Annotated in this window: 11 protein-coding genes; 5 read left to right on the top strand and 6 right to left on the bottom strand. The window is 39.5% G+C overall.

The annotated features are described in order from the left end of the window. The first annotated feature begins 2 nt into the window (after positions 1–2). Together ABX891_RS16605 and ABX891_RS16600 are read left to right on the top strand one after the other, a co-directional pair. Positions 3–518: a DUF2489 domain-containing protein gene (locus ABX891_RS16605; RefSeq protein ID WP_149593325.1), complete on the top strand. Its 516-nt coding sequence runs from the start codon at positions 3–5 to the stop codon at positions 516–518. 130 nt (positions 519–648) lie between these two features. Next, positions 649–1,959 (top strand): IS4 family transposase, encoded by a 1,311-nt coding sequence (locus ABX891_RS16600; RefSeq protein ID WP_309167426.1) that lies wholly within the window; start codon positions 649–651, stop codon positions 1,957–1,959. Positions 1,960–2,019: 60 nt separating this feature from the next. Here ABX891_RS16600 and hemN read toward each other — a convergent pair whose 3' ends face one another. Continuing rightward, positions 2,020–3,393, bottom strand: coding sequence for an oxygen-independent coproporphyrinogen III oxidase (gene hemN / locus ABX891_RS16595; RefSeq protein WP_354630053.1), 1,374 nt, complete (start codon positions 3,391–3,393; stop codon positions 2,020–2,022). A gap of 123 nt (positions 3,394–3,516) precedes the next feature. After that, on the bottom strand, positions 3,517–4,050 hold the full coding sequence (gene yjgA, locus ABX891_RS16590) for a ribosome biogenesis factor YjgA (RefSeq protein ID WP_008137688.1): 534 nt from the start codon (positions 4,048–4,050) through the stop codon (positions 3,517–3,519). Positions 4,051–4,194: 144 nt separating this feature from the next. Here yjgA and pmbA point away from each other — a divergent pair, with 144 nt between their 5' ends. The 3 genes from pmbA (at position 4,195) to ABX891_RS16575 (ending at position 8,593) form a co-directional block, all read left to right on the top strand. After that, the gene (gene pmbA, locus ABX891_RS16585; RefSeq protein WP_165742846.1) at positions 4,195–5,544 is read left to right on the top strand and encodes a metalloprotease PmbA; all 1,350 of its coding nucleotides are present in this window, start codon (positions 4,195–4,197) and stop codon (positions 5,542–5,544) included. A 72-nt stretch (positions 5,545–5,616) separates the two neighbouring features. Further along, complete coding sequence (locus ABX891_RS16580; RefSeq protein WP_354630051.1) at positions 5,617–6,102, top strand: DUF721 domain-containing protein; 486 nt, start codon at positions 5,617–5,619, stop codon at positions 6,100–6,102. A gap of 415 nt (positions 6,103–6,517) precedes the next feature. Next, positions 6,518–8,593 carry a M13 family metallopeptidase gene (locus ABX891_RS16575; RefSeq protein ID WP_354630049.1) on the top strand — a complete coding sequence of 692 codons (2,076 nt, stop codon included), beginning with the start codon at positions 6,518–6,520 and terminating at the stop codon, positions 8,591–8,593. 36 nt (positions 8,594–8,629) lie between these two features. On the opposite strand, the gene ABX891_RS16570 is transcribed toward ABX891_RS16575, so the two are convergent. The 4 genes from ABX891_RS16570 to ABX891_RS16555 all read right to left on the bottom strand — a co-directional run bounded on the left by ABX891_RS16570 (position 8,630) and on the right by ABX891_RS16555 (position 15,327). After that, a complete protein-coding gene (locus tag ABX891_RS16570) occupies positions 8,630–9,730 on the bottom strand; it encodes a phosphotransferase enzyme family protein (RefSeq protein WP_354630047.1) in 1,101 nt (366 codons plus the stop codon). A gap of 22 nt (positions 9,731–9,752) precedes the next feature. Continuing rightward, positions 9,753–10,151, bottom strand: a complete 399-nt coding sequence (gene mutT, locus ABX891_RS16565; protein WP_354630045.1) for an 8-oxo-dGTP diphosphatase MutT — start codon at positions 10,149–10,151, stop codon at positions 9,753–9,755. A 68-nt stretch (positions 10,152–10,219) separates the two neighbouring features. Further along, complete coding sequence (secA, locus tag ABX891_RS16560; RefSeq protein ID WP_039485905.1) at positions 10,220–12,928, bottom strand: preprotein translocase subunit SecA; 2,709 nt, start codon at positions 12,926–12,928, stop codon at positions 10,220–10,222. A gap of 371 nt (positions 12,929–13,299) precedes the next feature. After that, entirely contained in the window at positions 13,300–15,327 is a 2,028-nt protein-coding gene (locus tag ABX891_RS16555) for a methyl-accepting chemotaxis protein (RefSeq protein WP_033021078.1), read from the bottom strand. Positions 15,328–15,348: the final 21 nt, after the last annotated feature.

Below are 15,348 nucleotides of genomic sequence, written 5' to 3'. Positions count from 1 at the left end.
TAATGAGTACCTCGGTAATTTTAGCCTTACTTTTAGGCGCTGCTATCATAGCTGGTTTGGCATTTTATGCGGGTCAGTTGCTGTATAAGTTAAATGCGCAAAAAAAGTTAATTGCTAAAACGCAGGCTGAACAAAAGCAAAAGCTTGAAAAGTCGCGTTTAAAGCGAAACGCAAAACTAGCCGATAGTATTCATTTAATCGCACGTGCAATGAATGAAGAGCAGTGTGAGTTTTCTGAAGGCTGTTTACGCATATGGGTACTTATCTCTCAGTATGCCTTTGAAAGCGAGCGTGATTTAACGACGCAGTATCCTGGTATTTATAAAATGTATCAGGTAGTTAAAGAAATGCCGACGCACGACGCACGTAAAAAATACTCTAAAAAAGAGATTTTTAAGCTGGATAAAGCTCGTTGGCAAGCTGAAAAAACACTTAAAGATGAAGTTAAAGCTGATTGCGCTAAAATTATCATCGAGTTTAAAGCCGCTCCAGGTAGCGATAAAGTCGTTTTTAATTAAAGCTACAACTTAAATACAAAAAGCAGACCTAGGTCTGTAATGCCGATCATTTAAGAATTAGTTAATAGCACTTGAACGATCTTCTAGGTATGTAAGAATCCGAATTCTTTTGTAGAATTCGGATTTTTTTATGCAACTTTCTAATGCTCTCGATATTATTAACAACATCAAACCTAATGACGTTGAAACACTCGCAGACTTACTCCCTTTATCTCTTATCGAAGAAGCCTATGCACTGACCGAAACCGTTACACTACGAAAAAGAAAACTAACCCTAGAATCGATGGCTTGGTTGTTGATCGGGATGGTTATTTATAATGACAAATCGATGGCCGATGTCGTTAATATGCTCGACATTGTTGACCGCGATGGTAAGCCATTTGTTGCGCCAAGCGCTTTAACTCAGCGTCGTAAAAACCTAGGTGAAGCCGCCATGAAAGCCTTATTTGAATGCACCCAAAGGCATTGGAATAATGACGCTAATCATCCTCATTGGAATGGGCTTACCTTGCTTGGTGTCGATGGTGTCGTTTGGCGTACGGATGACTCACCCCAAAACAATGAAGCCTTTACAAAACCGACTAATACACAATACCCACAGGTCAGAATGGTGTGTCAAATGGAGCTAAGCAGCCACCTAATCACGGGGAGTGCTTTTGATGATTACAAGGTCAATGAAATGGTGCTGGCTGAAAAGCTTATAGAAACCACACCCGATAACAGTCTCACTTTATTCGACAAAGGTTTCTATTCTTTAGGGCTTTTACATAAATGGCAAACAACTGGCAGTGAACGCCATTGGCTAATCCCCCTGAAAAAAAATGTGCAATATGAAGTTATTCAAACATTAGGGCGTAATGATAAATTAGTCCAACTTAGCAGCAACCCAAGAGCAAGAAAGATGTGGCCAACGCTGCCTAACACCTTAATCGCGAGGTTAGTGACTCGAAAAATAAAGGGGAAATCATATAGTGTGATGACATCTATGACAGATCCGATGCGATATCTATCAGCCGATATAGGTGATTTGTACAGTCACCGCTGGGAGATAGAGCTTGGTTATCGGGAACAAAAGCAATATATGCTGGGCAATCGATTAACATTAAGAAGTCGCTTACCAGCGCTTGTAAAGCAAGAGCTGTGGGGAGTGTTGCTTACTTATAATATGGTGCGATATCAGATGGTAAAAATGTGCCACACATTAAAAGGTGATTATTTACCGTACCAACTGAGTTTCAATGGTAGTTTAGCTCAAATAATGAGGTTGCTTGTTGGATTACCTTATTCAACACCTGGAGCCATACCACGTCAATTAAAATACTTTTATGCGATGGCAGAAAGCCTAATTCTAGAGCCTCGAAGGGATCGAGGTTTTCCTCGTGCAGTCAAGCCAAGACCACAGCGGTACGCTAGAAATAAAAAAGCCGCTCACCTTAAGTGAACGGCATTAGACCTAGGTCTGCTTTTTTTGTGCCGATGTATTTATTATCCATAGTTCAGGCTAAATCACTCTTGAAAAGCGCGTTGCGTTAATTTGTTTTTGTAAGTGAGCATCGAAGCACATACAAATAATACGAATGAATAAGTTACCGCGTGGTGTTACGCTAATTTTATTATCAATTATAGTTACTAGTTCATCTTTTATAAGTGGCGCCAGCGCTACTAATGCATCCTCAAAGTAGTCATTAAATATAAGCGCGTGTTTTTCACTAAATGCTTGTATATCTAACTCAAATTGACAAATGAGCTGCTTAATAGCATCAGCACGAATTACATCATCATGTGTTAAGTGCATGCCCTTATTAAGTGCACAGCCGCTTTGTGTTTCTACGCTGTGGTAATAATGCTTTAATTCTTTTTGATTTTGCAAAATGGCGGTGCCAATCTGCGAAATCGATGACACGCCTAAACCTAATAAATCACAATTTCCATGGGTTGTATAACCTTGAAAGTTACGATGTAACTTGCCTTCATTTTGCGCAACAGCTAGTTCGTTATCGGTTTTTGCAAAGTGGTCCATACCAATAAATTGATAGCCTGCCTGCGTCATCTGCTCCAGCGTATTTTTAAACATAGTGAGCTTATTATGTGCACTGGGTAAATCTACATCTTTAATTTTACGTTGTGCGGCAAAGCGCTCAGGTAAATGCGCGTAGTTAAACACTGATACACGATCAGGGCTTAGCTCAATAAGTTGCTCAATAGTTTGTTTAAAGCTTTGTGGTGTTTGCAGTGGCAGACCGTAAATCATATCTGCATTAATAGATTGAAATCCCAGCTCGCGAGCTTGTGTAATTAATTGCTTAACGGTATCTGCATTTTGCGGGCGATTAACAGCAAGTTGCACGTTATCGTTAAAGTCTTGAATCCCAAACGAGACGCGGTTAAAGCCAAGCATCCTTAAATCAACAAGCATATTATCGGCAAGTGAGCGTGGGTCTATTTCAATGCCGCGCTCTGTCGTGCGTGTAAAATTAAAGTGTTGTTCTAAAAGCTTAATTAAACGGGTCATTTGTTTTGCGGTTAAAAAGGTGGGAGTACCGCCACCTAAATGTAATTGCTCAACCGTGTAGCTTTTAAATAAAGGCGCTTGGGCAGTAATTTCTTTTGCTAAAAAGTCGAGATACGTATCTGCCTTAGATTGATGACGGGTAATTATTTTATTACAGCCACAGTAGTAGCAAAGCTGACTACAAAACGGGATGTGAATATATAAAGAAAGAGAGCGACTTGTTGACGATTCTATAGCGCTTAGTAGGTCTTGTTGCTGATATCCGTCACGCAGTGATAAAGCCGTGGGATAAGAGGTATAACGCGGACCAGACACATTATATTTGTTTATTAGGGTTTCATCCCATTGTGGAAGTTTAATCATCACGCGCACCTAAGTATTTATTTAGGAGGGATTATAAAAAAGTACTCAGGAAGGCGGTTTGATCTATAACAAAAAAGGTGCCGAAGCACCTTTTTTAATAAAATATCAATTAATACAGTCTAATTAATATGTAACAGTATGAGCATCTTTAAGGTATTGAAATAATTCTTTATAACCTTTACCTGGCTTTTCAGCTTTCGCTTCTTTTGCTGCATTACGAACTAATTGGCGCATTTGTTGACGATCAAGAGACGGAAACTGCTCAATAGTCTCATTGATAAGGTCATCACCTTGCTCAATTAAATCTGAACGTAATTGCTCAATTTTTTTGACCAATACTTCAGCTTGGTTATTTTTATTAAGCATCACATCGATAATCGCTTTAATATCATCAATGTTTTCTACAGTACGCAGTGTTTTAGCGATGTAATTTAAGTGGCGGCGATACGCGTCGCTTTTGTTACTTATTTTATCAGCAACAACCATCGCTTCTTTTAAATCGTCATTTAATGGCAGGCGTTCGCGCTGTTTTTTACCCATTTTGGCAATTTCAGTACCTAACTGATGAAACTCTTGCGCTTCGCGTTTAAGCTCCGTTCTTGATACATATTCAATTTCTTCTTCAATTTCAGCAGGCTTGCCTTTTTTCTTTGCCATGGGGTGCTCTTAAATAAAAATAACTTTTGCCATTATACATGAATATGATACTTAGGAATATTAGCTGATGTGATGCATTGAGTGTGTTAGCATTTAAATATAAGAAATGCGTGCATTATGCCTCTAAGGCTCAGGACTTAATTTATGAAAAGCCAACAAAACGATCCAATTTATTCTCAAATATCGCAAGTTAAAGATGCGGTAGCAGAAGTACTCGAACATGCTAAAAAATTAGGCGCTACAGCTGCAGAAGCTGCGATGTCTAGCACGTCTGGTTTATCGGTTAGTACACGAATGGGTGAAGTAGAAACCATTGAGTTCAACCAAGACGGCGGCTTAGGCATTAGTGTATATGTTGGTAATAATAAAGGCTCGGCGTCAACTGCTGATTTAAATCCAAAAACATTGCGCACGGTAGTCGAAAAAGCGATTGATATAGCCAAATTTACATCTGATGACCCATTTAACGGCGTTGCTGATAAAGAGTTACTTGAATTTAATCCTAAAGATTTAGATTTATATCATCCTTGGGATGTAAGTCCTGAGGAAGGCATTGAGCTTTGTCATGCTGCTGAGCAAGCTGCATTAAATGCAGATGAGCGCATTGTTAACTCTGATGGTGCGAGTTTTTCATCGCATCAGGGATTACGTGTTTATGGTAACAGCCACGGTTTAATTGCAGGCTTTCCACGTACTCGTCATAGTATTAGTACTATGGTAATAGGTAAAGATGGCGAACACATGCAGCGCGACTCTGCTTATACAGTTGCTCGCGATCAGGCTGGTTTAAATGATGCGGCGGCAGTGGGTCTTGAAGCGGCAGCTGAAACCTTAGCTAAATTAAACAGCCAAAAGTTAGGCACAATGAAAGTGCCTGTTATTTTTAGAGCAGATATTGCAAATTCATTGTTTGGTCACTTGGTGTCGGCAATTGGTGGTGGCGCGCTTTATCGTAAATCAAGTTTTTTACTTGATAGCTTAGGCACTCAGGTATTTAGTCATTGTGTGAATATTGCTGAGCGCCCACATATTTTAAAAGGGTTGGCATCGTCACCGTTTGATAGCGAAGGTGTTAAAACATTCGATAGAGAAATTATTCAAGGCGGCGAGTTACAAACCTATTTATTAGCAAGTTATGCCGCGCGTAAAATGAATATGACGCCAACAGGGCATGCAGGCGGTATACATAACTGGCTCGTTGAGCAAACTCATAACGATTTAACTGCACTATTAAAAACCATGGGTACTGGCTTATTAGTTACAGAGCTAATGGGGCAGGGCGTAAATACCGTAACGGGTGACTACTCTCGTGGTGCTGCAGGTTTTTGGGTTGAAAATGGTGAAATCCAATATCCGGTAAGTGAAATTACTATTGCTGGTAATTTAAAAGACATGTTTAAAGGTATTTCTGCCATTGGTGGTGATATAGAACGCCGTGGTGGTATTCAAACAGGCTCAGTACTAATAGAGCAAATGCAAATAGCCGGCGCGTAGTATTAATACGCAGTGTATACTTAGACCCAGAGTATTATCTCTGGGTCTAAGTGAGTTTTTACGAGGTGTAAAATGGCTAAAGATAGATATGCACCAAAACCGCTAACCGATATTATGGCGGGGTTAAATAATCGTTTATCGGCTTATGCAGGCAAAAGCCAAGCACTTGATACACAGCAAACCTTATTAAAAGATTTTTTAGGCCCTAAATTGGGTGATAAATGCCGAGTTAGTAATTACCGAGACGGCACGCTAATGATAGAGGCGGTATCTGCGCCTATCGCGCTTAGGCTTAATTATTTAAAAATGGATATGCTTTCACACTTTAGAGCAACTGGAATGGCAGAGCTTGGACAAATAAAAATAACTGCAAATCCTCAAGCAACTCAGCGATTAAGTACCGCGAATAAATCGGGCAGCCCTACAGTTACCAACTCACGGAAAATGAGTGAGCAAACCGCTAATTACTTAAATGCGATAGCGGCTTCTGCACCCCCTTCTTTAAAAGAAAAACTAGAGCGTTTAGCGCTTCACGGAAAAAATAAAAGTAAGTCTTAACTACCCACCATCTTGTTATTGGTGGGGCTAATTTGGCTGCTCACCGCATTCAAAATACTTTGTTACATATTCCATTTTATTGTTGGCTTAATGAGGTTTATGATACTGCGTGGGCTTTATATTGATCGAAAGCTCTTTGATACCCATTCCATTAAGTAAGAGCGTGTAGGCAGTGCTATTTTTACTCCTGCTATATTCAAGAATTTAATGGAGTTGGTATGTGATACCAACCTGCATAAGTCTTTGATCAATTTAACGAATTAAATTGTACTATAACGTCGTTAAAAATTTTTTATTTAGAGCAGCTAGATACAAAAACTTTTGCCTAGTTCTAGCGTGATTTTCTTAACGTTAAATAGACCCCATATATAAGCAGATTGGTATGATTCAATTCTAACTAACAAACGGAATAATTATGAATAAAGTAACAATGGCTGCTGCAAGTATCGCACTTGCGCTTGGCTTGGTAGGTTGTGGTGAAAAACAACAAGAAACTAAAGTAACCGACACTCCAGTAGTAACAGCACCCGCTGAAAAACCACTAGAGCTTGGTATTGAATTAGCTAATATGGATAGTTCAGTACGCGCACAAGACGATTTTTACTACCATGTAAATGGGCAGTGGTTAGCTAAAACTGAAATACCAGGTGATAAATCTAACTACGGTTCTTTTTCGCAGTTATATGATGAGTCGCAAAAAGCGATGAAAATAGCCCTTGAAAGTGCAGCCGCAAACAAAGCCGCTAAAAAAGGCAGTGATGAGTACAAAATTGGTGCATTTTATAAAAGCTATATGAATAAAGATGCGCGTAATGAGCTAGGTATTACGCCATTACAACCGTCATTAGATACAATTGATAGCGTTAAATCTAAAGCTGATTTAGTGGGTTTAATGGCTAAAATTCAAAAACAAGGCGGTACTTTACCGTTTGGTTGGTTTGTAAATAACGATGCTAAAAACTCGAGCGAGTATGCATTGTATTTATCTCAGTCGGGTCTTGGTTTACCAGATCGTGATTATTACTTAAATGATGACGAAAAATTCACTAAAATTCGTGCTTCTTACGAGCAATACATCACAGATGTTTTAGCAAAATCAGGCGTTAAAAATGCAGCAGAAGCTGCCAAGAGCGTACTTGCATTTGAAAAAACACTAGCTGATGCTCAGTGGAGCCGTGTGCAAAGCCGTGATGCAACTAAATCTTATAACAAGATGACAGTAGCAGACGCAAGCAAGTTGATGGGGGAGCTTGATTTAGCTGCATTCTTTAAAGATGCAGGCGTGAGTGCAAGTGATATTATTGTACGTCAACCAAGCTACTTAGAAGCACTTGCTACTATTTATAAAGATACTGATTTAGCGACGTGGAAAAACTACTTAAAATTTCATTTTGTAAGTGGTTATGCAGAGCTACTTAGCGAAGATTTAGTTAACCTTAACTTTGACTTTTACAGCACAACACTTCGTGGCGTAGAAGAACAAGCACCTCTTTGGAAGCAAGCGGTTGATGCATCTAACAGTGTACTAGGTGAGATTTTAGGTAAGGTATACGTTAAAGATAACTTCCCGCCAGAAGCTAAAGCACGCATGGAAGAGTTAGTTGATAACGTAATTAAAGGTTACGGTGTTGCTATCGAAAATCTTGAGTGGATGAGCCCTGAGACAAAGCTTGCAGCGAAAGAAAAGTTAGACAAATTTACGCCTAAGATTGGTTACCCAGACACGTGGAAAGATTACTCAGAGCTAGAGATTAACTCAGACGAGCTAGTAGGTAATTACATCCGTTATAGCGAATGGGCATACGCAGATATGATTGCTAAATTGGGTAAACCAGTTGATCGCTCTGAATGGCACATGACTCCGCAAACAGTCAATGCGTATTACAACCCAGTAAACAATGAAATTGTATTTCCAGCCGCTATATTACAACCACCATTCTTTAATTTAGAAGCGGATGATGCTGTAAACTACGGCGCAATTGGCGCGGTAATTGGGCATGAGCTTGGCCACGGTTTTGACGACCAAGGTGCTAAATACGACGGTGACGGTAACTTACGTAACTGGTGGAGTGAGACTGACCTTAAGCAATTTGAAGAGCGTACAGCGGCTCTAGTTGCACAGTATAACGAATATAAACCATTTGAAGATGCAAGTGTTAATGGTGAGCTAACGCTTGGCGAAAACATTGGTGACTTAGGTGGGTTAACCGTTGCGCATAAAGCGTATATGCTATCTTTAGGTGATAAAAAAGCACCCGTGATAGATGGTTACACAGGCGATCAACGTTTCTTTATGGGTTGGTCACAAATCTGGCGTCGTAACTACCGCGATGAAGAGTTACGTAATCGCTTATTAACAGACCCTCATTCACCAAGTCACTACCGTGTAATCGGTATCTTGTCGAACATGCCTGAGTTTTACGAAGCGTTTGACGTAAAAGAAGGTGATAAAATGTATATCAAACCAGAAGATCGCGTAAAAATCTGGTAATTGCATTGCTATAAATAACAAAAAACCAGTAAGTTTTTAGCTTACTGGTTTTTTTGTATCTTGAATTTTTTCATCGACTAAGCACGCGTGCATCCATTCTTCGTTACTCAGTATGTTTTTATAAAGCGCGAGTTGGTTTTGTGCTCGCTCTAAATTATGCTCTGCATGAGATACTTTAAAGTACACATCGTTATTTAAGTAATCAGTTAAAAAGCGCACACTTAACATGAGCGGCATTATTTTAGCGCCTAATAATAAGCTTTCTTGCTCTAGTATACTCATGCTATTTTTTAATGGCGTTACATAGCCTTTAACAATGGCTGAAAATATATCTTTTCGAATAACAACGTTGTGTAAGTTTGTTGAATCCTCGGCTTCGGGGGAGCTAAATGTACGTACCATGTCGCCAAAGTCATAAAGCCAAAATCCTGCCATGCAGGTGTCTAAATCAATAACTGCTTTTGCTTTGTGAGTTGTATTACAAAACAGCATATTATTTATTTTTGTATCGTTATGACACACTCTAAGGGGTATATGTTTAGCTACCTGACTAAGCTCAGTAATTAAATGCTGCTGCGTTAAGCAATACTCTATTTCACCATTGCAGTGCTTTACTCTATTAACTACGTTGTTAGTGATTGCGGTATTTAATTGCTCAAAGCGCATCGCTAAGTTATGAAAATCAGGAATTACAGTGTGTAGCTGTTGCGCATCAAAATCTTGTAATGCATGAGCAAATACGCCAAAGGCGTAAGCCGCTTGCTCGCTCTGCTGGGTATTTTTAACAACGTCTTCGCTGTAGCTATCGCTAATATAGTTAAGGACGCGATAATACGCATTATCAATTTTTATTAAGTGTTCGTCGCTTTGTGTCGCTATATGTTTGATTATTTCAAGCGGGTAATTATTTTGCAGTTGTTTAGCATTTAAATGCTGCTCAATTAGTTTTGCATTACTCACTAACTGAGCAGGGTTTTTAAATACCTCAGTATTTAGTTTTTGCACAATAAACTGTTTATCAATACTTGTAAGTAGCCATGTACTATTTATATGACCGCTACCAATCGCACTAACTTGAGTTAACTCAGGGGGCAGTGCTAACAGTTCGCTTAGCTTATTTTGTATTGAGATATTCATTGTGCTCACTTATGCCCTTTTTTTATGCGTATCGGGCAACTATTTTTTCGATAATTTCAGCATTCGCTTCAGGAAAATCAAAATTTTCTAATTCACTAATTGCTACCCATTCGCTAGGTTGCCCTTCAGCGCCATGTGCCTCACCGCTAAAGTTACTTACTACGTGTACATCTAATTTAACGCATTTATCGCCGTAGTCATGTTCAATCACCATCAATTGGCTAGAGCTGTGAATGGTTAGTCCAACTTCTTCAATAAGCTCGCGTTTAAGTGCAACAAACACACTTTCTCCAGCTTCAACTTTACCACCAGGAAATTCCCATAAACCGCCTTGATGTTGTTCATCTGCACGTTTACAAATGAATATAGCGTTATTTTTCTTAATAACACCAACAGCTACATGTACAATTTCTATAGTCATTACTTTAAAACTCCATAAAAAAAAGCGACGCTAGCGCCGCTTTTTAATAAGCTACTGACAATATTGGGTTATTTTAATTTACCGCAACACTGTTTGAATTTTTGACCTGATTTACAAGGACAAGGGTCATTACGACCTACTTTTGGTTCTGTACGAGCCATTACTGTCGCTGTTTCTGGCGCTTCGCCACCTACGTGCTCAGCTTCTTCATGTTGGTATTCGCGAGGAGCATTTTCACTTTTACGGTGTTGCTCTTCTACTTTTTCAACATCTTCTTCTGCGCGTACTTGTACTTTACTTAGAATGCTTACAACATCTACTTTCAAGTTTTCAAGCATTTCAGAGAACAGCTCAAACGATTCACGCTTGTACTCTTGCTTAGGATTCTTTTGCGCGTAACCACGTAAATGAATACCTTGGCGTAAATGATCCATTGCAGCAAGGTGATCTTTCCAATGCTGATCAAGGCTCTGAAGCATAATCGCTTTTTCGAATTGACGTAATACAGAATCGCCAACTTGCTCTTCTTTTTGCTTGTATGACTGCTCAACCGCCTGCTCAATACGCTCACGAAGCTTTTCTTCGTATAGTTTATTGTCATCTGCTAACCACTGAGTAATAGGTAACTCAATTAAGAAGTCTTGTTTTAAACGCTCTTCAAGGCCAGGAATATCCCACATTTCAGCAAGGCTTTGCGGTGCAATATACTGATCAATTGTATTGCTAAGTACGTCACCACGAATTGCAGTAATAGTTTCTGAAATATCGCCTTCTTCAAGTAGTTCGTTACGCTGAGAGTAAACAACACGACGTTGATCGTTTGCTACATCATCGTACTCAAGTAGTTGCTTACGTACATCAAAGTTACGTGCTTCTACTTTACGCTGTGCATTTTCAATCGCACGGTTAACCCATGGATGTTCAATTGCTTCACCGCGTTGCATACCGAGTTTACGCATCATGTTCGTCATGCGTTCACCGGCAAATATACGCATTAGCGCATCGTCCATCGATAAGTAAAAACGGCTTGAACCAGCATCACCTTGACGACCAGAACGACCACGTAATTGGTTGTCTATACGACGAGATTCGTGACGTTCAGTACCAATGATATGTAAACCGCCGGCATCAATTACTGCATCATGGCGAATTTTCCAAGCTGCTTTAATTTCAGCAATTTGCTCATCAGTTGGGTTTTCAAGTTTTTCAACTTCACTGTTCCAGTTACCACCTAACACGATATCGGTACCACGACCGGCCATGTTTGTTGCAATTGTTACTGTTCCTGGTAGGCCAGCATCTGAAACGATGTCAGCTTCTTGCGCATGAAATTTAGCATTAAGTACATTGTGCTTAATTTTTTCTTTGCGTAAAAACTGCGATAAATACTCAGAGCTTTCAATTGAAATAGTACCAACAAGCACCGGTTGTCCACGGTCTTGGCAGTCTTTAATATCAATTAAAATAGCTTCGTATTTTTCTTCTTGCGTTAGGTAAACTAAATCGGCGCGATCATCACGAATCATCGGTTTATTAGTTGGCATAACAACGGTATCAAGGCCGTAGATTGACTGAAATTCAAATGCTTCAGTATCGGCTGTACCTGTCATACCTGCTAACGTTTCGTATAAACGGAAGTAGTTTTGGAACGTAATAGAGGCAAGTGTTTGGTTCTCGTTTTGAATTTTTACACCTTCTTTTGCTTCAACAGCTTGGTGTAAACCTTCTGACCAACGACGACCTTCCATTGAACGACCAGTATGCTCATCGATAATAATTACTTCGTTTTCTTTTACAACGTAATCAACATCTTTTTGGTATAGCTTATGAGCACGAAGAGCGGCATAAACATGGCTTAGTAGCGTAATGCTTGCTGCTGAATAAAGCGAATCGCCTTCTTCAATTAAGCCGCGCTCAGTAAGTAGCTCTTCTACTTTAATTTGACCACGTTCTGTTAAATGAACTTGCTTAGATTTTTCATCGATAGTGTAATCGCCGTCACCTTCAATGCCTTCTTCGTCTTCTTTTTCTTGAAGCTCAAGTAAAGGAACGATGGTGTTTATTTCAGTGTATAGCTCAGAGCTATCCTCAGCTGGGCCTGAAATAATAAGCGGGGTACGTGCTTCATCAATTAAGATTGAATCCACTTCATCGACTACAGCATAAAATAATGGACGTTGAACTCGTTCATCAATGCTAAAAGCCATGTTGTCACGAAGGTAGTCAAAACCAAATTCGTTATTAGTACCGTATGTAATGTCAGCAGTATAAGCTAGCTTTTTTTGCTGCGGCATCATACCTGGTACGTTACAGCCTACTGTAAGGCCTAAAAATTCAAATAACGCACGGTTGGTTTCAGCATCACGTTTAGCAAGGTAGTCATTCACGGTAATTACGTGAACACCTTTGCCTGTTAAGCCGTTTAGATAAGCTGGTAGAGTAGCTGTAAGTGTTTTACCTTCACCGGTACGCATTTCTGCAATGCGACCTTGATGTAAAACCATACCACCTAATAACTGCACGTCGAAATGACGCATGCCATTTACACGCTTTGACGCTTCACGTACCACAGCAAAAGCCTCTGGTAGAATGTCGTCAAGGCTTTGTCCGTTATCGTAACGTTCTCTAAACTCAGCTGTTTTAGCTCTTAAATCTTCATCAGAAAGCGCCTCAAGTTGCGTTTCTAGTGCATTGATTAGCGCGACCGTCTTTCTTAAGTTTTTAATAGTGCGGTCATTGCGACTACCAAAAAGCTTGGTAAATAAATTAGATATCATGATAAAACCGTTACAATGTATTCTTTGTCAGCCGAGTATCGGCTAACCCATTTTTAACAATTGGTAATTAATATGTGCTTTTAAGTAACACTTAGAACATATTAATTAGCAATTTTGTATTAAACTGTTCAAAAAGCACTGTTTATTACGTGCGCTACTATACCAGACTCTGCCAAACAACAAACTATCTCAATAAAAAGATCGGTGTATAAAATCGAAAAATTTGATCTGGTTCGTAAAAATCACTTTGTATTACTCAATTACAGTAAAAATAGCAGCGAACTGTAAAGATATGGTGCTAAATAAATTAAAAACAAGGGTTATAGTTGCGCTTAAGTTTTACGCTTAAACACAACTATTAAATACATGTTTTATAATTTAAATTGATTAACCGTTTTGTTAAGCGCCGCAGCTAAATCACTTAAGTCACGAGCTTCGTCAGCGAGGGTGTGCGCATGGTCAGCGGTACTGTTCACTAAGTTATTAATTGCCGAAAGGCTCGTATTAATATCCTCAGCAACAACAGTTTGCTCCTCGGTAGATGTGGCTATTTGATGACTTTGGTCTTGTACTTTAGTAACCGACTGCGCAATATTGTGAAGTGAGCTAAGCACTTCTTTAGTTTGAAGCACTGAGCCCTCGGTTTGATCTTGTCCTTGTTGCATCATTACTGAGGCTTGTTGAGCTATTTGCTGCAAGCGCGAAATCATATTTCGAATATCGTCTGTTGATTCTTGTGTGCGACTTGCAAGTGAACGAACTTCATCAGCAACAACGGCAAAGCCTCTACCGTGTTCACCGGCACGAGCAGCCTCTATAGCCGCATTAAGTGCAAGTAAGTTGGTTTGATCAGCAATGGAATTAATTACATCGACTAATGCACCAATGTTATTACTTTCTTGCTCAAGACCTGCAACCACTTTAGATGCTTCGCCAATATGTAATGCCAGTTCAGTCATTACTGTTTGCGCCTGTGTAGAACGGCTAGCTCCTTCAGCTGTAATTGCTTGTACTTCTTCAGCTGCGTTATTTGTGTGTTGTGCGTTACGTGATATTTCAAGCACAGTAGTCGCCATTTCAGTTACCGCTGCGCTCACGCTATCAACTTGCTGCTTCTCTTGCTGAATTTCAGAATTTGTTTTCTCAGAAACACTTCTTAGCTGGGCCGCTGCATTACTCAGTTGTTCTGCTTGCGCTGCGGTATCAAGCATCATGGCGTGCAACTTATCAATAAAAGTGTTCATATGATTGGCCAGCTGTCCCACTTCATCTTGACTATTAATATCAATTTTTTGAGTAAGATCGCCTTCGCCCGATGCTATATCACGCATAATGTGCGTAAGCGTTGTAATGGGTTTTGAAATCATGTGGGTAGCCCATAAAATCATGGCTAATATAATGATTAAGATAATAATTACCGCCGTTGTTGTAGCGGTTACTGCAGCATTTACGGGCTCTTCAATCATAGTAGTTGGGATAAGTAGACCTACATACCAATCTATATAAGGCTGCTCTAGCTGCAAACGATGGTAAACCACATAAAACTGCTCACCTTTAAAAGTAACCATTTGGCTGCCTTCAAGGTTATTTCGCATTTGTGTATTTAACTCTTTAAAGCCTGCTGTATTTGTAAATTGTTGCTCAAGCGCATCGAGCCCTTCTTTACCGTTTGCACCTTCATCTGTAATTGAAAGTTTATGCCCAGTGGCCTTTGAAAAATGTACTACTTTTTGATTACCATCGAGTAAAAATCCATAACCTTGGCCGTTAAAGCGAATATTTTCGACCATATCGTTAATTTTGTTTAATTGTAAATCAACACCGCCCATACCGATGAGTTTTCGCTGAGCGTTATAAACAGGTTGTTGTACTACAGCCGATGCTACGCCTGTGGTTAAATCAACAGAGATTGGACCTACGTAAAGCTTGTTAACTTGCATGGCTTCTTGCCACCACCCACGCTTGTAGGCGTAATAAGGCTGGCCGTTGTAGTGACTTGTACGCTCGTTTTCTTTAAAGTATTCACCGGTGGTTGCTGAGGCAAAAAAGGCCGATAAAATGTTTTCGTCATTTGAGCTTAAACGCACAAAGTCTTGGTTTACTTCGTTGTAACCTGGCGCGCTTTCAAGTGCGTGATCGCGCGTATCCCAATTTTCAAAAAAGTTGATTAAATGTGGGTTATTAACAAAGGTTGATACCATTTTACCGTACATCGCGAAGTAACTTTGCATTGAAAGTTGCTCGGTCTGTAAATAACTTTGTGCTTCGTTTTCTATGTTTTCTCTAGAGAGATTGGCAATGTGTTTAACAAAAAATGTTGAGGCGATAATTAGTAAAACGGTAATTGTTCCACCAATCAATAATAATATTTTCTTCCGTAATGATAAATTATTTAGCATGAGTACACATATTTTTATTAT

This window comes from Pseudoalteromonas sp. NCIMB 1079 (genome assembly GCF_040567695.1).
GTDB lineage: Bacteria > Pseudomonadota > Gammaproteobacteria > Enterobacterales > Alteromonadaceae > Pseudoalteromonas > Pseudoalteromonas distincta.
The sequence above is the reverse complement of the archived record's forward strand: the minus strand, read 5'-3'. Positions and strand labels throughout refer to the sequence as shown.